19 protein-coding genes are annotated in these 18409 nt (G+C 41.2%); 9 read left to right on the top strand and 10 right to left on the bottom strand.

Annotated features, from left to right (window positions below; translation table 11 throughout):
* The first annotated feature begins 4 nt into the window (after positions 1-4).
* Complete coding sequence (locus I579_RS03315; protein ID WP_010754957.1) at positions 5-2044, top strand: beta-galactosidase; 2040 nt, start codon at positions 5-7, stop codon at positions 2042-2044.
* A gap of 34 nt (positions 2045-2078) precedes the next feature.
* Here I579_RS03315 and I579_RS03310 read toward each other — a convergent pair whose 3' ends face one another.
* Positions 2079-2756: a prepilin peptidase gene (locus I579_RS03310; protein WP_010754956.1), complete on the bottom strand. Its 678-nt coding sequence runs from the start codon at positions 2754-2756 to the stop codon at positions 2079-2081.
* 98 nt (positions 2757-2854) lie between these two features.
* Here I579_RS03310 and I579_RS03305 point away from each other — a divergent pair, with 98 nt between their 5' ends.
* Both I579_RS03305 and I579_RS03300 read left to right on the top strand, forming a co-directional pair.
* The gene (locus I579_RS03305; protein WP_010754955.1) at positions 2855-3565 is read left to right on the top strand and encodes a DUF5105 domain-containing protein; all 711 of its coding nucleotides are present in this window, start codon (positions 2855-2857) and stop codon (positions 3563-3565) included.
* A 141-nt stretch (positions 3566-3706) separates the two neighbouring features.
* Positions 3707-4174: a Dps family protein gene (locus I579_RS03300; protein WP_010754954.1), complete on the top strand. Its 468-nt coding sequence runs from the start codon at positions 3707-3709 to the stop codon at positions 4172-4174.
* Positions 4175-4224: 50 nt separating this feature from the next.
* Here the strand turns inward: I579_RS03300 and argH are convergent, their stop codons facing one another.
* Both argH and I579_RS03290 read right to left on the bottom strand, forming a co-directional pair.
* Positions 4225-5604 carry an argininosuccinate lyase gene (argH, locus tag I579_RS03295; RefSeq protein ID WP_034810909.1) on the bottom strand — a complete coding sequence of 460 codons (1380 nt, stop codon included), beginning with the start codon at positions 5602-5604 and terminating at the stop codon, positions 4225-4227.
* Between the two features lie 150 nt (positions 5605-5754).
* Positions 5755-6969 (bottom strand): argininosuccinate synthase, encoded by a 1215-nt coding sequence (locus I579_RS03290; protein ID WP_010754952.1) that lies wholly within the window; start codon positions 6967-6969, stop codon positions 5755-5757.
* 346 nt (positions 6970-7315) lie between these two features.
* On the opposite strand from I579_RS03290, the gene rplM reads away from it, so the two are divergent.
* On the top strand, positions 7316-7762 hold the full coding sequence (gene rplM / locus I579_RS03285) for a 50S ribosomal protein L13 (RefSeq protein WP_302373343.1): 447 nt from the start codon (positions 7316-7318) through the stop codon (positions 7760-7762).
* A gap of 15 nt (positions 7763-7777) precedes the next feature.
* Entirely contained in the window at positions 7778-8170 is a 393-nt protein-coding gene (rpsI, locus tag I579_RS03280; protein WP_010754950.1) for a 30S ribosomal protein S9, read from the top strand.
* 361 nt (positions 8171-8531) lie between these two features.
* On the opposite strand, the gene I579_RS03275 is transcribed toward rpsI, so the two are convergent.
* Positions 8532-9695, bottom strand: coding sequence for a site-specific integrase (locus tag I579_RS03275; RefSeq protein WP_010754949.1), 1164 nt, complete (start codon positions 9693-9695; stop codon positions 8532-8534).
* Between the two features lie 255 nt (positions 9696-9950).
* Between I579_RS03275 and I579_RS03270 the strand changes: the two genes are divergently transcribed.
* A complete protein-coding gene (locus tag I579_RS03270) occupies positions 9951-10526 on the top strand; it encodes a tyrosine-type recombinase/integrase (RefSeq protein WP_010754948.1) in 576 nt (191 codons plus the stop codon).
* A 16-nt stretch (positions 10527-10542) separates the two neighbouring features.
* Here I579_RS03270 and I579_RS03265 read toward each other — a convergent pair whose 3' ends face one another.
* The 5 genes from I579_RS03265 to I579_RS03240 form a co-directional block, all read right to left on the bottom strand.
* Entirely contained in the window at positions 10543-11457 is a 915-nt protein-coding gene (locus I579_RS03265; RefSeq protein ID WP_016249771.1) for a hypothetical protein, read from the bottom strand.
* 860 nt (positions 11458-12317) lie between these two features.
* A complete protein-coding gene (locus I579_RS03260; RefSeq protein WP_233419256.1) occupies positions 12318-13136 on the bottom strand; it encodes an IS3 family transposase in 819 nt (272 codons plus the stop codon).
* A gap of 194 nt (positions 13137-13330) precedes the next feature.
* Positions 13331-14472 (bottom strand): IS3 family transposase gene (locus I579_RS03255; RefSeq protein WP_129316744.1). Its coding sequence is split into 2 segments (ribosomal slippage): positions 13331-14244 and positions 14244-14472, totalling 1143 coding nucleotides; the frame shifts between segments, so codons are not numbered across the junction.
* 106 nt (positions 14473-14578) lie between these two features.
* Positions 14579-14833 (bottom strand): transposase, encoded by a 255-nt coding sequence (locus tag I579_RS03245; protein WP_010754555.1) that lies wholly within the window; start codon positions 14831-14833, stop codon positions 14579-14581.
* A gap of 283 nt (positions 14834-15116) precedes the next feature.
* Positions 15117-15686, bottom strand: coding sequence for a DUF1697 domain-containing protein (locus I579_RS03240; protein WP_010754945.1), 570 nt, complete (start codon positions 15684-15686; stop codon positions 15117-15119).
* A 240-nt stretch (positions 15687-15926) separates the two neighbouring features.
* Between I579_RS03240 and I579_RS03235 the strand changes: the two genes are divergently transcribed.
* From I579_RS03235 to I579_RS03230, 3 genes are read left to right on the top strand one after another with little or no spacing between them, the layout of a single operon-like run.
* Complete coding sequence (locus tag I579_RS03235; protein WP_272866945.1) at positions 15927-16427, top strand: ABC transporter ATP-binding protein; 501 nt, start codon at positions 15927-15929, stop codon at positions 16425-16427.
* A 3-nt stretch (positions 16428-16430) separates the two neighbouring features.
* The gene (locus tag I579_RS13065) at positions 16431-16622 is read left to right on the top strand and encodes a hypothetical protein (RefSeq protein ID WP_272866944.1); all 192 of its coding nucleotides are present in this window, start codon (positions 16431-16433) and stop codon (positions 16620-16622) included.
* The gene (locus I579_RS03230; RefSeq protein ID WP_010754943.1) at positions 16615-17367 is read left to right on the top strand and encodes an ABC transporter permease; all 753 of its coding nucleotides are present in this window, start codon (positions 16615-16617) and stop codon (positions 17365-17367) included. The genes I579_RS13065 and I579_RS03230 overlap by 8 nt, the downstream gene beginning before the upstream one ends.
* A gap of 76 nt (positions 17368-17443) precedes the next feature.
* On the opposite strand, the gene I579_RS03225 is transcribed toward I579_RS03230, so the two are convergent.
* Positions 17444-18409, bottom strand: a complete 966-nt coding sequence (locus tag I579_RS03225) for an aromatic acid exporter family protein (protein WP_010754942.1) — start codon at positions 18407-18409, stop codon at positions 17444-17446.

Here is an 18409-nt window from a genome sequence, read left to right as displayed (position 1 = left end):
TCACATGAATGCTTACAATCAGGAACCTCGTTTGCTACACGGCGGGGATTACAATCCGGACCAATGGCTGGATTATCCGGAGATTCTCAAAAAAGACTTGGAACTAATGAAAGAAGCCAAAATCAATACGGTGTCGCTAGGGATTTTTGCTTGGAGTGCTTTGGAGCCACGGGAAGGGGAGTTCCACTTTGAATGGCTGGACCAAATCATGGATGATGTGGCAGCTATGGGAGGCAATGTGATCCTCGCAACTCCTAGTGGTGCGCGGCCGGCTTGGCTGTCGGAAAAATATCCAGAAGTCTTGCGAACCAATGCCAATCGCCAAAAGATGCGCCATGGTGGCCGGCACAATCACTGCTTTTCTTCTCCGGTATACCGGGAAAAAGTGGCGCTGATTAACCGCAAGCTAGCGGAGCGCTATGGTCAGCATCCGGCGGTGATCATGTGGCATATCTCCAATGAATACGGGGGGGATTGTCACTGTGAGTATTGCCAAGCCAACTTCCGCAAGTGGTTACAAGCACGCTACGGAACGCTAGAAGCTTTAAATGAAGCTTGGTGGGGACCATTTTGGAGTCACAGTTTCTCCGATTGGTCGCAAGTGGAATCTCCGTCACCGATTGGGGAGTCGGCGGTTCACGGCTTGAATTTAGACTGGAAACGATTTGTCACGGATCAAACCATTGATTTCTTCGAACACGAAATCAAGGACATCCGCCACATTACCCCGGATATTCCGGTGACCACCAATTTTATGGCGGATACCATGGACTTGATTCCTTTCCAAAGCCTGAACTACGAGCGCTTTGCCAAACACGTGGACATCCTGAGCTGGGATTGTTATCCGGCATGGCACAATGACTGGGAAACCACGGCGGACTTGGCTAGTAAAGTTGGTTTTATCGACGACTTGTACCGCAGCTTGAAGGATCAACCGTTTTTACTGATGGAATCCACACCGAGTGGGGTCAATTGGCACCCGGTGAACAAGACGAAACGGCCGGGGATGCATTTGTTGTCCTCCATGCAACACATCGCTCACGGTTCAGATAGTAACTTGTACTTCCAAATCCGCAAATCTCGTGGCTCGTCGGAAAAATTCCACGGAGCGGTAATCGACCACGACAATAGCAGTGACAATCGGGTGTTCCAAGACGTGAAAGAAGTCGGCGCCTTAATGGAAAAAATCCAAGGGGTCAAAGGCGGCGGAAAAAAAGCCAAAGTCGCCATCTTATACGATTGGGAAAACAACTGGGCCCTAGACGATGCTCAAGGCTATGCCCAAGGGACCAAGCGGTATCCTCAGACATTACAAGAACACTATCGCTACTTCTGGAACCAAGACATTCCCGTCGATGTGGTGACTCCCCGGTATGATTTGTCCGGTTACGATTTGGTCGTAGCTCCTATGTTGTATTTGTTAAGTGAAACAGACATGAGGGCGCTAAAAGAGTACGTGGCAGCCGGAGGGACATTGGTGAGCACCTATATCACCGGAGTAGTCAATGAAGCGGATTTGACCTATCTCAATGGTTGGCCCCAAGCTTTGCAAGAGCTCTTTGGCTTACAAGTGAAAGAGACCGATGTTTACTATCCGAAAGACCACAATCGGATTCAAACGGCTACTGGGGACTATGGCGTAAAAGACTACGCGGCACTCATTGAGGTGCAAGACGCGGAAGTTTTGGCCCGGTACCAAGAAGGCTTCTATCAAGGTGAAGCTGCGGTTACCCGTCATCATTTCGGTGAAGGGGATGCGTACTTTATCGCACCGCGCACGGAACAAGCTTTCTTAGATGAATTTTATGGACTACGCACGAAGGAACTGCACTTGGCCAATCCTTTAGTGGTCGCGGGCAATCCGGATGTTTCCATTCAAAGCCGCAAGCAAGCAGGCCGCACGTATCATTTCGTGATGAACTTTTCCGAAGAGGTGCAAGAAGTGACCTTGGCACAAGAGCTGCAAGATTTGTTAACAGGAGAAACAATGCCTAAGACCTTGCACTTACAACCTTATCAAGTCCGGGTTTTAGTAGCGGAATAACTAAAAGACGTTCGGGAATTTTCCCGAACGTCTTTTACTGAAGCAAAACCAGCCATAAGCCGAATGTGAGAAAGGGGATAAAAGGGAGTTCTTTTTGCTGGCGATGTAAGAGCGCATTAAAGAAAAACGCGATGAGTCCGGCACAACAGGCCACTAATAAGACTAAGGCGAACCGTTGCAAAGGAAGCCAAAAACTCCAGGCTAAGAGTAACAGTAAATCGCCAGTGCCTAATTTTTCCCGTAAGAACAAGTAGCACAAGCCGGCGAGTAAAAGGCAATAGAGCAACGACAGCCAATAAACCTGGCCTCCGCTTACGAAATAATAAAGGCCTAAAAACACGGCCCCAGGATAAAACAGCTTAGGCTCCAAAATCAGGTAAAAGCAGTCGGCCAAAGCCAAGGCTAGACTCAAAAAAAGCCACAATAATCCGTGCAGAGAGTGAGTAGTGAGCGGGTAGCTAGCCAGTAACAGCCCGCCGGCAAGCTCTGCCCAAAAGCAGCTAGCCGGGATTTTTCCTTGGCAATGACGACAGCGAGCCTTTTGCCAGAAAAAGGATAGCAAGGGGATTAATTCATACCAGGCTAAAGGGGTCTGGCATATTGAGCAATGGGAGCGGGGGAAAAGTAGAGAGTCTCCTTTTGGCAAACGCTCTGCTGTAACACAGCAAAAAGAGCCTAGACAAGCCCCGATTAAAAACCGTAATAGTACCATGACGTTCCTCCTTATTTGCTAAAAGGTACGCGGTTTTTAGTCGAAACTGGACAAGCGCTCCGAAATTCTTGATAATGGAGCAAAGGGAGGGAACCGAAATGAAAAAACGCTGGATACCCCTATTGTTGATCGGACTCGTGGTTTTCTTGGGCGGTTGTGCGAAGGCAATCCCCACCAAAGAAGCGGCAGCGCTCTTTGTGGATCGACTGATCTACCAAAAAGAGACCGAGAAATTCGAAGCGAACTTTAAAGACGGTGCCAAACTAACGGAGACATTTGAAGAACAAGAGCAGAGTTTTCAAGAGAATTTTACGGCGGGCTTATTAAGCACGGACAGTGGCCTTTCCCAAGAAACTGCCAATGAGATTTCGCAATTGGTGATGAATCAGGTCAAAGAAAAGACTAGCTACACCATCGACGTGGCCGAAACTGACAATATCCGCAATGTTACGTATCACGTGAAAGGCCTGGATTTTGTGGCTTTAATGAGCCAAACGACCCAAGCAATCACGGCACAGATGTTAAAAGACACAAGCCTTGCAAAGGATGAAGCAAAACTGGCTCAGGCGTTAGTGACTCAATTGAAGACTGCACTGGCCGATGCCCCGGTGAAAAGCGAGGCTGTGGATGTACTGTTGGAGATGCGGCCTGAAAAAGGCAAGTGGACCCTAGTGGACGGGCAACAAGAACAATTGCAAAGTCTCTACTTAGCCTTTGTAGCCGGAGTCAAAGATGAGAAAACTTTAAAAGCAGATTGGGCGACGGCGCAAGAAAAACTCGCTGAGGAGTTGGCCAAAGAACTCCAATAAACCTAGATGAAGGAAGCAGAGTCAATGGGTTACAAAATTTCTGCCCGGGAGGAGTTCTCGTGAGGAAGTGCACATTATTGTACTTTTTCCTAGTTTCGTACTACCATAAATGTGTAGACCAAATAGAGGAGGAATATCGGAATGAAATATGCAAAGACCAAAGAAATTTTGAATCAAGCAGTTGCGGATTTAAGCCAAATGTCAATGGTGATTCACCAAACACACTGGTACATGAGAGGACCAGGCTTCTTGACTTTACATCCAATGATGGATACCTTCATGGATGATATCAATGACCAACTGGACGAAATTTCAGAACGCTTGATTACATTGGACGGCTCTCCTTATTCTACTTTGAAGGAAATGGCTGAAAACACCAAAATCAAAGACGAAGTAGGTCGTTGGGATCGTGGGATGGAAGAACGCTTGGCAATCTTGGTAGATGGCTATCGCTATTTGACTGAATTGTACCAAAGCGGAATCGACGCTGCCGGTGATGAAGGGGACAATGTCACAGAAGACATGTTCATCGAATTCAAAGGTGCAACTGAAAAACGCATCTGGATGCTTCAAGCACACCTTGGCAAAGCACCAGAAATCGACCAATAAAAGCTTTAAAAGCCCTGTCTGGCAACTGCCGGACAGGGCTTTTTTTTTAGTTATTCTTCTGTTAATTGCTCCTTGGCTTTTTGAATCTGCCAAGCCACTTGGTCAAAGCCGGTGCCTCCTAGTGAGTGCCGGTTTTTCACAGCGTTCACGGAATCGAGTTTTTCATAAATATCCTCTGCGATTAACGGCGTGATGGCCTGGTATTCCTCCAAGGGGATGTCTTGCAAGTAGCGGCCTTTTTGGATACCGTCGATGACTAGCTTGCCGACGATTTCGTGAGCTTCTCGGAAAGGGACTCCTTTAGAAGCCAAGTAATCTGCCAGTTCCGTAGCGTTGGAGAAATCCTTTTCCGTGGCTTCTTTCATCTGCTCGGTGTGGACGGTCATGGTATGAATCATGCCGGACATGATTTCCAGACTGGTCAAAATCGTTTCCGCCGTGTCAAACATGCCTTCCTTATCCTCTTGAAAGTCTTTATTGTAGGCCAAAGGTAGACCTTTCATTACGGTCAAAAGACCAAAGAGATTGCCATAGACCCGGCCGGTTTTCCCCCGAATCAATTCCGCCATATCCGGATTTTTTTTCTGGGGCATAATGGAGCTGCCGGTGGAAAAGGTGTCGGTCAGTTCCACAAATTGAAACTCATGGCTGCACCAGAGAATCAGTTCTTCACAAAAACGGGAAAGGTGCATCATTAAAAGCGAGGCATTGCTTAAAAACTCCAAGATAAAGTCGCGATCGCTCACCGCGTCTAAGCTATTGCTGTAAACTTGCGCAAAGCCCAGTTCTTTGGCAGTGTATTCCCGGTCAATCGGAAAAGTCGTCCCTGCCAAGGCCGCTGCTCCTAAAGGGGAGACGTCGGTACGAATGAGATTTTCTTCAAAGCGGGTCTGGTCCCGTGTGAACATCTGATAGTAAGCCATGAGGTGATGACCAAAGCTAATCGGCTGCGCGTGTTGCAAGTGGGTATAGCCAGGCATCACCGTGTAGATATTTTCTTCGGCTTTATCCACCAAGACTTGACGCAAGGTGCTGATTTTTTCTATCACGGCTGCTAAGGTGTCCTTTAAGTACAAATGCATATCTGTGGCCACTTGATCGTTACGACTACGGGCAGTGTGGAGTTTGCCGGCCACCGGTCCGATTTCTTGGTGAAGATACGTTTCCAAGTTCATATGGATATCTTCGTTTTCAATGGTGAAAGTCAGTGCCCCTTGCGCTAATTTGTCTTGTAAAATCAATAAGCCACGAGTGATTTCCGCCGCTTCATCCGGAGTGATAATCCCCGTATGCCCTAGCATTTTCACATGAGCCAAACTGCCTGTGATATCTTGTTTTGCCATCTTCTGATCAAAGGGAATCGAAGCCCCGAAAGCATCGATCCAAGCCTCATTTTTCCCATCAAAACGGCCGCCCCAAAGTTTTGCCATCTTTTTCACCCCATCTATAAAAATGTCTGTCGATTCTACTTCTAGTATAACGAAAAAAGGGCAGTGACAGCGAAGAAAAACTGTCTCTGCCCTCATTTATAAGATCCTCACGTGTGGCTCGCTGTACACACCATCAGGAAACTATCTGATTTATTTGACCAAGTTTTGTTCTTGGACTTTACTTTGCACTTCCGCATGAACTTTGGAAGGCAAGCCGAATAATTTGATGAAGCCCACTGCGGCATCTTGGTCAAAGGTATCCGCAGAAGTGTAGGTCGCCAAGTTTTCATTGTAAAGGCTGTTTTCTGACTTCCGACCTTCCACGATAGCATTGCCTTTAAAGAGTTTCACCCGAACCACACCATTCACGTATTTTTGGGTTTCTTTCAAAAAGGCGATCAAAGCATCGGTTAAAGGATTGAACCACAAAGCATTGTAAATCACATCAGCCAATTGGTTTTCAATCGTTGGTTTAAAGTGGGCTAATTCCGTTACGAAAGTCAAATCTTCCAATTCTTTATGAGCTTTCATTAAAGTCATCGCTCCAGGACATTCGTAAACTTCCCGAGACTTGATTCCCACTAGACGATTTTCCACGTGATCGATCCGACCGATACCGTGTTTCCCTGCCAAAATGTTTAACTCGTCGATGATTTCATAGAAGCTCATAGCTTCCCCGTCCAATGCCACGGGAACACCGGCGTCAAAGGTGATTTCCACCATGTCTGGCACATCTGGTGTATCTTCCAACTCGGCGGTAATCGCATAAGCACCTTTTGGCGGCGCCGCCCAAGGATCTTCCAAGATGCCACATTCGCAAGCCCGACCCCAAATATTTTGGTCGATGGAGTAGGGATTGTCCAAGTTAGCGGGAATTGGCACCCCTTTTTCCGCAGCGTAGGCGATTTCTTCTTCCCGGGACCATTTCCATTCCCGAACCGGCGCGATAACTTTTAAATGAGGATCGAGTGCCGCAATCGCCACTTCGAACCGGACTTGGTCATTGCCTTTACCAGTACAGCCGTGGGCCACCGTGGTTGCACCAGCCGCATGGGCCACTTCGACTAATTTTTTCGCGATTAATGGACGAGAAAGGGCGGAGACTAAAGGATAGGACTGTTCATAGAACGTATTGCCTTGTAAAGCGATTAAGGCGTATTCATTGGCAAATTCTTCCTTGCAGTCCAAGGCGTAGGACTCGATGGCGCCTACTTGAATCGCCTTGTCTTTGATAAACTGCATGTCTCGACCTTCACCAATATCCAAACAACAAGCCACTACGTCATAGCCTTCATCTACTAACCATTTAATGGCAACGGAAGTATCTAAGCCGCCGGAATATGCTAAAACTACTTTTTCTTTCATATTTATACACCATCGCTTTCGCTCGTTTATGATTAACTGAGCTCATCTTACCAAATATTCATGCATTTCGCAAGAGAAAAATAAATAAATATACATAAAATTTGTAAAAAGAGCGAAATTCATGCATCAATCCTCGGAATGGACTGCTTTTTGCATAATGAGGAGATCAACGAAAAAGAGCAGTTACTATTGTAAGAAAAAGCATTGGATTCAAGGAAAAGCAGAAGAATTTCGTTGACTTTGCTTCACAAGCAAGGTATTATATTAAATGGTATTGTTTGCCCCACGAAGAGCCCCGGAAACTCAAGTGTATGTCAAACATTCGAAATTGAAATTGGAGGAAAAAATCTTGCGTACAACATATATGGCCAAATCTGGCGAAGTAGAACGTAAATGGTATGTCGTAGATGCAACTGATGTTCCTATGGGTCGTCTTTCTGCAGTCGTAGCATCTGTATTGCGCGGTAAAAACAAACCAACATTCACCCCTCATGTGGATACTGGTGACAATGTCATCGTAATCAATGCAGACCATGTAAAATTAACTGGTAATAAAGCAAGTGACAAAATTTACTACCGTCACTCTAACTTCCCTGGCGGATTGAAACAAATCTCTGCTGGCGAATTGCGTGCTAAAAATTCTCGTCGTCTGATCGAAAACTCTGTTAAAGGCATGCTTCCTAAAAACACTTTAGGCCGTGCTCAAGGCATGAAACTTCACGTCTATGCAGGCGCTGAACATCCACATGCAGCTCAAAAACCAGAAGTTTTGGATATCACAAACTTAATTTAATAGGAGGGAATTTCATTGGCACAAGCTCAATATATCGGCACTGGCCGTCGTAAAAATGCAGTTGCCCGGGTACGTTTGGTACCAGGTACTGGTAAAATTACTGTAAACAACAAATCTGTTGAAGAATACATTCCCCACGCTGACTTGCGTGAAGTCATCAACCAACCATTTGGCGTTACTGAAACCAAAGGTGCTTATGACGTAAACGTAAATGTTAACGGTGGTGGCTACGCTGGACAAGCCGGTGCGATCCGTCACGGTATCGCTCGCGCTTTGTTACAAGTAGATCCTGATTTCCGTTTGGCTTTGAAACGCGCTGGCTTACTTACTCGTGATGCCCGCATGGTTGAACGTAAAAAACCAGGGTTAAAAAAGGCAAGAAAAGCAAGTCAATTTTCAAAACGTTAATCCTTATTACATCAAGGATTTCAAGGCATCATCCGTTTGGATGGTGTCTTTTTTTAGCTAAATTCCTTGAAAATTGGGTCTATTTTACAGACCCTTTTCTATGTAAACTGTTTTCCATACTTGGAAAAATATGTTATTTTTAAATTTTATTTAATTCTAATATTTACTATTTTTATAGTAGTGTTAGGTAATGTGTCTGCATAAATTTGTTATACAATAATGGATTTTGGTTTTGGGACGTAAAACATGGTATTTTATGTGTCTTACGTTGATTTAGCATGTATAGTAAGTCTTTAATAGGTGAACGGAGAATTTATTTTTGTTGAACTAAAAAAGAAACTAATTCGTATGAACTAGCTTCTTAGTTATCTAAATATAAAGCAAGTTTATTTGCTGTTTCTCGTTTTGCATGAGTTGTAACATGAGTGTAGATTTTTAAGGTTATATCACTATTAGCATGTCCTAATCTGTCTTGGACTTCTTTCAATGTTGCTCCTGCCTCGAATAACAATGAACAATGAGTATGCCGAAACCCATGAATTGTAATTTCTCTTATTTCTTTATTTTCTTTAACAACAGTTTTCATACATCTATTAAGGTAATCTGGGTCAAAAGGTTGGTCTTTTTCATTCTTCAGTGGGATATCTCTTGTAAATACTAAATGATTGTCCCTAACATTAATATAGCGTGACTGTTGTTTTTCTTTCCAAGTCATTAAAATATTATAAGTGGAAGGGTCGATGCTTATTACTCTATTGCTATTTTCATTTTTAGTGTCTGATACGTAAGCAATGCGTTTAATCATCGTCATTGATTTATTTACGATAATACTGTCAGCTCGTATATCAGACCATCTTAAAGCCATCAGTTCGCCTTTCCTCATTCCCGTAAAAGCCAATAATCGAAAAGCTGTAAACCACATATAATCATAGTTCTGCTCCAATACATCTAAAAAATTATTCAATTCATTCTTATCATAGTAATTTTCGGTATTACTACTTGTCAATTCGACAGTATTAGCAATATTCATTCGAGATTTATTTATCTTTGGCATTGTGCATAATCGCATAGGATTTTTTTGAATTAAATCTTTTTTTAGGGCTAAATCAAGAATTTGCTGGGTGTATCCCTTTAAAGCTTTGTATTTATGATATTCTTTCGCCCACTTATTTAGTATTTGCTGACAAAATTCTGTAGTTATCTCATCAACATATTTTTTACCAAAAACGGGCAATATTTTTAATCTAAACAAATCAATTGTTCTGTTGTATGTAACCAATCGGACGGAATCTTTGTAATCGATTATCCATTCGTTATACATATCTTGAAATGAGATTTGAATGTATTTTTGTTCAGATTCTATTTTCCCTTCGATTTCTGCTAATTTTTCTAATGCTTGTTTTTTTGTTGAAAATCCAGACTTTTTAATATACTTTTGTTTTCCATTATAATCTAAGCCAAGGAAAATTCTGAATTTATAAGCAGTTTCTCCATTTTTCTTGATATATTTGTCTACTCTAGCCAATATAATCGCTCCAATTCTTCAGAAGTGTGCAGCGATTATACCTCGTTTCAGGAAGGATATCTAGAATGCTCTACAAATTTGCCCTCCTTTATTAATGATGCTATAAAGGTCCTTGAAATGGATACTTTTTACATTAGTATCCATCATGAATCCTATTGTATCAATGTTTTATTTTTGATTTATAGGGAGATGGATACTTATAGTCTAATTCAATAGAAAAGTATCCATAAATAATACATGTTAGGGAGGTAATACATGGGACAAAAAATGATTAATGTCAAACCAATTAAAGACAAAGAATTATTGAATCAATTTGGTAAAGAACTAAAAAAGGGAAAACATGGAAAAAGAGATTATCTGGTTATGGCAATTGGTATAAAAACAGGATTACGGATTTCAGATATATTGAACTTAAAAGTATCTGATGTGAAAAATAAGATACAGACAGAAATTGTTGAAATAAAGACTGGTAAAAAAAGAACTCTTCATCTGAAATCATTAACATCAAACATTATTGATTATTTAAATACAGAACATAGTGCGGAATCTGAGTGGCTATTTCCAAGTCCAACAGATAGTAGTAGACAGTTAGCCAGTCATCAGTATTATAAAATCCTACAGAAAGTTGCAGATAATCTAGGGTTAGATTATATTGGCACACATACACTTAGAAAAACATTCTCTTATTTCTTTCTAAAACAGAATAAGGGTGATATTGTTACCCTGATGAAGATTTTAAATCATAGTAGCCAAGCAGTAACTTTGCGATACGCAGGAATTGAAGAAGAAGATATAAAAGCTAAACTTGAAGATTTTGACCCGTTTAAGTAAGTAAAAGCACAATCATTTAAGATTGTGCTTTTTGCTTGACTCGTTTTAATTGAATAGTATTATACTTTTCCTTATTCAAATAACTCTGAAAATACAAGACATCTGCATTATCATAATCTGCTTTGTCATTAGAAAGATAAATGGTATCCTTAGAGTTTTTGTGCAAGGTTAAATAATAGAAGAAGTCAACTACAGAATAAATTGCTCGTAATGTATATTGATTATTTTCTTTCACAAAATAACCAAGGGTATTAGAATCATTCAGATAAATCAAAATATCATCCCGAATAAGTGTGGTATTATTTTCCAAGTTTCTAAATGAGACATCTGCTAAGTTGGATTGTATGGCAGGGATATACTCTTTATTAGGAATAGCTAATATATCTACAGTATCTATAGAAGTTGTATAGTAGCGTTTTTCTAGCATATCTGAAAAAGAAGCTACTCTAATTGGGAATTTAGTCAATTCGTTGATGATAAATTGACTAAAATACTTTCTATCTTCTTCAGAAGATAATTGATTGAACCGGTTATTTGCAAGTTTTTTTATAGATTTATCATTTTTATAGTTATATTTACCTGAAGCAAATACTGAAAGATAGAGCTGTTTATTTTTATCTAGGGAATCAATTACTTGAATTTTATTGGTATACAAGCCAATTGAAACCAAATATTGAACGACCATTGACTGCAAGTCTAAATCCTTCATATGTTTCAAGTCATATTTATCAACATAATAAAAATGTTTATTTAATTTTCCTTTAGAAATGATTTTATTCTTTTTTAAGGTCTTTAATCGTGCCTCTAAGCTGATGCGATTGCATTGCAAGAGCTTAATCAAGGTGTTCTCATATATTCCGTTTGATTGGGTAATGATGTCTACCAATTCCTCAGAATCAATAGCCCGATTGTTTACAAAAAGTGTGTTCATATTCACTCCCTCCTATTGTGTTATCAATTTTATTTTTTAAAATTATCCATTCTCATAACTATCCATAAGTAACTCTAAACTCATAATTATCCATTCTCATTTCTATCCATCATTAAGTGGTTGTATTTGAATACAAAATTTTTCTATTTCTTGCTTAGGTAGCCACTTTGAAAAATTCATGGAGGTTTCCATTGCGATTTTTCCGAATTCACATCAAAATTGGCATAGTTTTCAAAAAGTTCTCACAAAAGTTCTCATTTTGTTGTCATCTATTTTTTTGGAAAAACCTCTTTTTTAGGGTTGATGGAGGGTTTAGGTAGGGTATGAAAATTAATAAATGTAGGGATTATGAAGGGGTTCATAATTTAGTAAAGTATCCCTGACTTCCAAAAGTATCCATCTCATAACTATCCCTTTTCAAAACTATCCATCTACTATTTTATCATCTAAAAGTAGGGGATGGAAATTTGAACGTTGTGTGTAAATATATTTAACTATAAAAAAAGTGTGTGATAAAAAAATCCTTAACAAAATTTGTTAAGGATTAATATTTTACTGAATGAACATAGTTAAATTTAGATTAAGCATTTCGCTTACTGACGAATAATTTTAAAATTATTTCCGAATTGTTCGATATAAAGACCTTCTCCATATTTAGTTGAGATTTCTGTATATTGACCAATTACAAAAGTATTCTCCATGTTATGGTTTGTTGTAGTTGCATCATATCTAGACAAGGTGTTTGGTAGATAAAATGTTTGAACTAAATTCTTATTGGTAAAAGCATTATAGCCTAAAAAAGTTACACCTTCAGGAATTGGATTTGAGTCAATATCTTGGACACATTTTAGTAGAGACGGTTACGCCATTTTTTCTTTTGCTAACTCTTCAAACTCCTGAGGGGTTAGATAGTGAATCGAGCTGTGAATTCGATTCCGGTTATAAAATCCTTCAATGTAACTAAATAGTGCTCGATTCGCTTCTTCGAAGTCTGAGTAAGTCGTCGTGTATACTTCTTCTTTTTTCAATGATGCATGGAAGGACTCAATTCCTGCATTATCATAGGGTGTTCCTTTGCGACTATAGGAATGTCTTATTTTATTGTTTTCAAGCCAACTTTCCACTTCGATTGCTGTATATTGACTACCTAAATCGGTGTGTAGAATCATTCCTTCTGGAATGTGGTACCGTTGTTTCGCTTGATTGAGTGTTTGTAACACACAATCGACAGTCATTCGCTTAGAAAATGTATAGCTAATAATCTTTTTCGTGTGTAAATCCATAATTGAAGATAAGTAACACCAACCATTTTTCTTAGTTGGAATGTAGGTGATATCAGCTACCCATTTTTCACAGATAGTTTTAGTAGAAAAGTCCTGATTTAAGATGTTCTCTTTTAAAACAACCGGCTGAACAGACCGTTGAGGTCTGTATTTCTTAACCACAATTGACCTTAGATTTAATTGTTTCATCAATTTTTGAACATGCTTAAGAGATACTGAAATTCCTTCTTTTAGCAACACTTGATGGATTTTTGTTGCACCATATCTCTGTTTATGATCAAAAAAGATCGTTGAAATCTTCTTTTTCAATTGGTTATTTCTGACTTCTGTAGCTGTTAACGATTTATTTTTATAAAAATAGTAGACGCTCCTAGGAATTTCTAATAACCGACACAACAAAGAAACAGTGTAATCTGGATTTGAGTCAATACCTCGGACACGATTTGTGAGAATTTTTTCGAGATTCCAGCGGGTTAGTATCTCATCGTTTCGACCAGCCGTCAAACCAAAACCGTTTGACCGCTGATCGAAGCGATGAAGTTGAAGCCCTGTGGAAATCTCGCAAAAAAAATGTAGGTGGTAGCTAGGAACTAAGCTTGCAATGCCAACTCTTCCATCTGATTTGGTGTTAAATAATTAATACTACTATGGATTCGCTTGCGATTGTAAAATCCTTCAATGTATTGAAATAACGCTAAATGAGCAGCTTCAAAGTTTTCATACGCTTTTGATGGATAGACTTCTTCTTTTTTGAGTGAGGCGTGAAACGATTCGATACCGGCATTGTCATACGGACAGCCTTTACGACTAAAGGAGTGCCGAATGTTCAATTCTTTCAACTTTGCCTCATAGGCTTCGCTAGTGTACTGAGAACCCAAGTCTGAGTGGATGATCAAGTTCTCGGAGGGCGTGTGGTTTAAGAGCGCATGGTCAAGGGTTTCGATAACCAGTTCTTTCGTCATCTGCTTGCCAAACTTCCAACCGATGATTTTCTTTGTGTGAAGATCTTGGATGGTGGAAAGATAGGTCCAGCCATCTTTTAGGGTATGAATATAGGTAATGTCTGTCACCCATTTTTGATTGATCGACGTAGTGGTAAAATCTTGGTTTAACAGGTTTTTACGTCCTTCACTTTTAACTTTTGCTTGTTTGCCAGGCTTGTACTTCTTGAGGGTGATTGAACGCAAGCCTAATTTTCTCATCAGTATTTGTACTTTCTTTAGGGACAAGGTCTCGCCACGGCCAACAAGAATCTTATGAATTTTGGGCGCACCATAGATACCCTTGTTTTCAAAGTAGATTCCTGAAATCAAGCGGTTTAAGCGTTTGTTTTCTGATTGGCGCTTGGAAGGCTTCTTTTTCTTCCAGTCATAGTAGCTGGATTTCGGTGCTTCCAAAACGGTACACATTTGTTTTACGTCATGATCATGAACATTTGATTGAATAAATTCGAAGACATCACTCATTTTTACTTTTGAGCGAATATGGTTAAAGCCTTTTTTAGGATAGTGTTTTCCTCCTGCATGCGGGCCATTTCCTTTTTCATTGCTAGGATTTCTGCCTTAGTCATGCCGGTTGCTTCATTCTTTGTATAAAGCTTCTTCCAACGATAAATCGTTTGTGTAGCGATACCATATTGCGCTGCCAGTTCCTCGACCGATTGGCCAGACTGGTTTAAATCTAAGATCATCTTCTTAAAGTCTTCATCAAATTTTTTCTTGGCTTTTGCCATCGTGGACACGTCCTTTTCTTAGTAGTTAGATTCTACCAAATCGTGTCCATGAAATCATCCTAACATCAATCCTTACACCATTTTTCAATGAATCGGACAAGTGACTTCAGGTCTTTCGAGAGAATATGGCTGCGGCTTTTTTTAATATTTCAAGTTCCTCTTTCAAACGAGCATTTTCTTTTCTCAAATCAGCCGCTTCTTTTCCGGTTAGTCCTGTGGACGGATCAGGTAAGTATAAATTCTTCCACTTATAAATCGTCGCTTCAGCTAAGCCATATTCTTTCGCCAACCCTCGAACAGAACGTCCAGTTTGATTTAGTTCAACAATCATCTGTTTAAAATTTTCTTCATATCGGGTCATAAAATCCATCCTCTCGTAGATAAGTTTAATTTATTTCTGTCTCTACGAAAAGATGTCTAAGATTTGATACTAACACTATTTTATCAAAATTGGGGGCGCAGTTAGTTGAAGAAAACGTATTACAGATTGGGACGCGAGTTTTGCCGGAAGTGATTTTGGGCTTGCAGTTGAAAGAATGATTTCCGAAAGAGTAAATCAAAGAAAACAGACGTGAAAGCAATGCACTTATTTAGTGAATTGCTTTCACGTCTTTGATTTTTAGTGGTTATCGCCAAAACTCTGGCTAGCTATTTTTATCATCTGTAAGCATTTTTGTGGCTTCCTCATATGTTTTGCTGAGGGTATTGGCGTTGCGAATGGTCATAAAGGGGGAAGCCTCGTGTTTCAGGAGTTTGCGATACTGGCTTTTGTAATAGAGCTTGTGTTCGGCAAAAGCAGAGGACCAGAGGATGGTATTGTTTACTAACTGGATTTTTTCGATGTTCTCGTCTGTTGGAGGAATATCGGCAAGTAGTTGTTTTCCGGAGCGGTTTTCCAGGAGAAAAATGGCATTGTGGCGCCAGTCTTTGTTTTTATTCCACCAGCTTGGGACATTTTGCAACAAAAAGTCTAGGTCAGCATACGAAATGGAAAGAAACGAGGCGGGAACACCAGTCTTATCGGAAACGATGGTGGCAATCTCAGCGTCAGTGTGCTTACTTTCTTCGGCATCAAAGAGGATGACGCCGGTGTTGCCAATGGTCTTTAGCGTTTGAAAGTTCATGTCTTGAAAGATGCTTTTGAGCGCGGTCATTGCCAGTTTGTTTTTACCCCCAACATTTAAGCCTCGGAAAAAGCCAATGCGCAAAATCATATCACCACTCCTTATCTAGCCTGGTTTTCTGGCTGCTGTAAGGTTCACTATAGCTAGAAAACCATGATTTGAACTTGAGTGTAGCACAAAAAGCGCGAAAGGGAGTGGCGATTGACCTCGGGAAATATCTTATTGGAAAAGATGCAATTCCACGTTTCAGACAGTGATTTCTGGCTAGGATTAAAAATTAAATTCATCGGGATTTGGACCGCTACGTAAGCCTTCGTCCAGGGTGTGAACTTGCAAGTGGCACCAGGATCGGTGTTTGCCTTGCTTGGTTCCAATGGGGCTGGTAAGACTACTATCATCAATATCTTGACGAGTTTACTACCAGCAGACGGAGGTAAATGCACAGTGGCCGGCTTTGATGTCGCAAGCGAGGGCGAAAAAGTCCGACAATCGATTAGTTTAACGGGACAATTCGCTGCTGTGGACGATATTTTAACGGGACGAGAAAACCTGGAATTGATTGCTCGCTTGCGGCGGGAACCAGAGCCAAAGCAAGTGGCAGACAAAATGCTGGGGGCTGTTTCTTTGGTGGCTGCCGCAGACAAGCCTGTGGGAACTTACTCTGGTGGGATGCGCCGGCGGATTGATATCGCCATGAGTTTGATTGGCGCGCCGAAAGTCATCTTTTTGGATGAACCAACTACTGGCTTGGATCCGGAAGCCCGCAATGAGGTCTACACTTTGATTCGCCAGTTGGTAGCTCAGGGAACGACGATTTTCTTAACGACGTAATACTTGAAAGAGGCGGAGATTTTAGCAGATCGGATTGCGATTTTACACGAAGGCACAATCGTAGTGAATGGAACGTTTGACGAGCTGAAAGCTTTGTTCCCGGCGCCAAAAGTGGAATATGTAGAAAAGCAACCAAGTTTGGAAGAAATTTTCTTGGCCATTGTTTCAGGAAAAGGGGAGAAACATCATGATTAAAGATACTATAGTTTTCACAAATCGTACCTTAAAGCACATTACCCGCTCGGCGGATACGATTATTACCACGGCGTTGATGCCGATTTGTTTCTTATTGCTCTTTGTCTATGTTTTTGGCGGGGCCATTAAAGCAAGCATCGGCTCTGGTACTTATATCAATTACTTATTGCCAGGAATTTTGTTAATGACTGTCGCTTCTGGGGTTTCTTATACTGGGTATCGGCTATTTGAAGACAAGCAAAAAGGGATGTTTTCTCGCGTGAAATCCATGCCCATCCACAGTGCTTCTTTCTTGTGGGGCCATGTGATTACCACCTTGATTGCCAACACGATTTCCTTGGTAATTGTCTTAGGAATCGCCTTTCTCATGGGTTTTCGGACCGGGGCAAGCTTGGCCGATTGGCTGGTGGTATTGGGACTGTTGACCTTGTTTAATTTGACTTTTACTTGGTTGATGATCGTGCCGGGGCTGATGGCAAAAACCATGACCGGAGCAAGCGCCTTGGCGTATCCATTGATGTTCTTGCCATTTTTAAGCTCGGCTTTCGTACCCACGGAGACCATGCCTGCAGGCTTACGCTGGTTTGCGGAACATCAACCGATTACGCCAATTACGGATACCTTGCGCAATGCTTTTACGGAACAACCTTTGGGCAATGGCGCTTGGAGTGCTGTCCTCTGGCTGGTGATTTTGTTAGGGATTGCTTTTATCGCGGCCAATCGACTTTATAAAAAAGTGGCGTAACAAAATGAGAACAAAGAAAAACCGAGCTACTTCCCCAAATTTCAGAGAAGTAGCTCGGTTTTTTCGTTGGGAAAGATTAGATTCGTTCTTCCTGATGCTGGGTGTAAAAGTCAGCCTTGATTTCCATAAAGGCTTCGAATAATTGCAAAAAATGAAAGAGGCGCGCCCGATTTTCGAATTCTTCTCGAGTTTGGGGTAATGGCATGGTGCGATAGGATTCGTAAACTTCGGCGATTTTGTTCAAGTTTGTTTGGCCATCGTTTTCCTCGACAAAATGATCCGCCGTATACAGCAAAATATCGCGAATCTGCTTGGATTGCAAAGGTTCGATGGTAGTTTTTTCCAAGAGCTGAAGCATATCTTTTAAAAAGTTAGACTGTAAACGCCGCATTTGGAAGTAATCCAAGTAATAACTGTCCCGGGCAAGCCAATGATTCTCCATTAGCAGTTGCGCTTCATGGCTGCTTTTTTGGATAAAGTCGTGAATTTGCAAGCAGTCCTTTAATAGGTGGGTTTCACTTTCCGGTTCGGCTAAGGAGTCCGCCATTTTCTCGAGAATGTTTTTAAAAAGAGACTCGATAATCAGCTGATTTTCCCGGACGTTTTCTTCGCGATTGGGCATGTATAAATTAAAGAGTAGGGCAAAGCCGACGCCGAGAATCATCAAGGCGAATTCATTAGTAATCAGCTGCCAAGAAAGGTCTTGCTCAATCAAGTAGTGAGTCACCAAAACCGAGCTTACCGAGATGCCCTCCGAGAGTTTGAAATAGACGGCACTAGGAATAAAGAGTAAGAGGTAAACTCCGAAAGCGACAGCATTGAACCCGATAAATGTAAAGCAGAGATAGGCGATAGCTGTCGCTAAGGCCAGGGAGAAGAGGCGAGAAATCCCGGTAATCAAAGAAGAGTGCTTGGTGTTGGTCAGACTGAGTAAGGCGATAATCGCTGCGGCGGTAGGGTAAAGCAGTTGCAACTGGCTCGCCACAAGTAAGGCCAAGGCCGCGCTCAAAGCAGTTTTAACTGTGCGTAATCCGATGCGCAT

The organism is Enterococcus asini ATCC 700915 (assembly GCF_000407365.1).
GTDB classification, from domain to species: domain Bacteria; phylum Bacillota; class Bacilli; order Lactobacillales; family Enterococcaceae; genus Enterococcus_C; species Enterococcus_C asini.
This window is presented reverse-complemented; position numbering and strand designations above follow the sequence as displayed.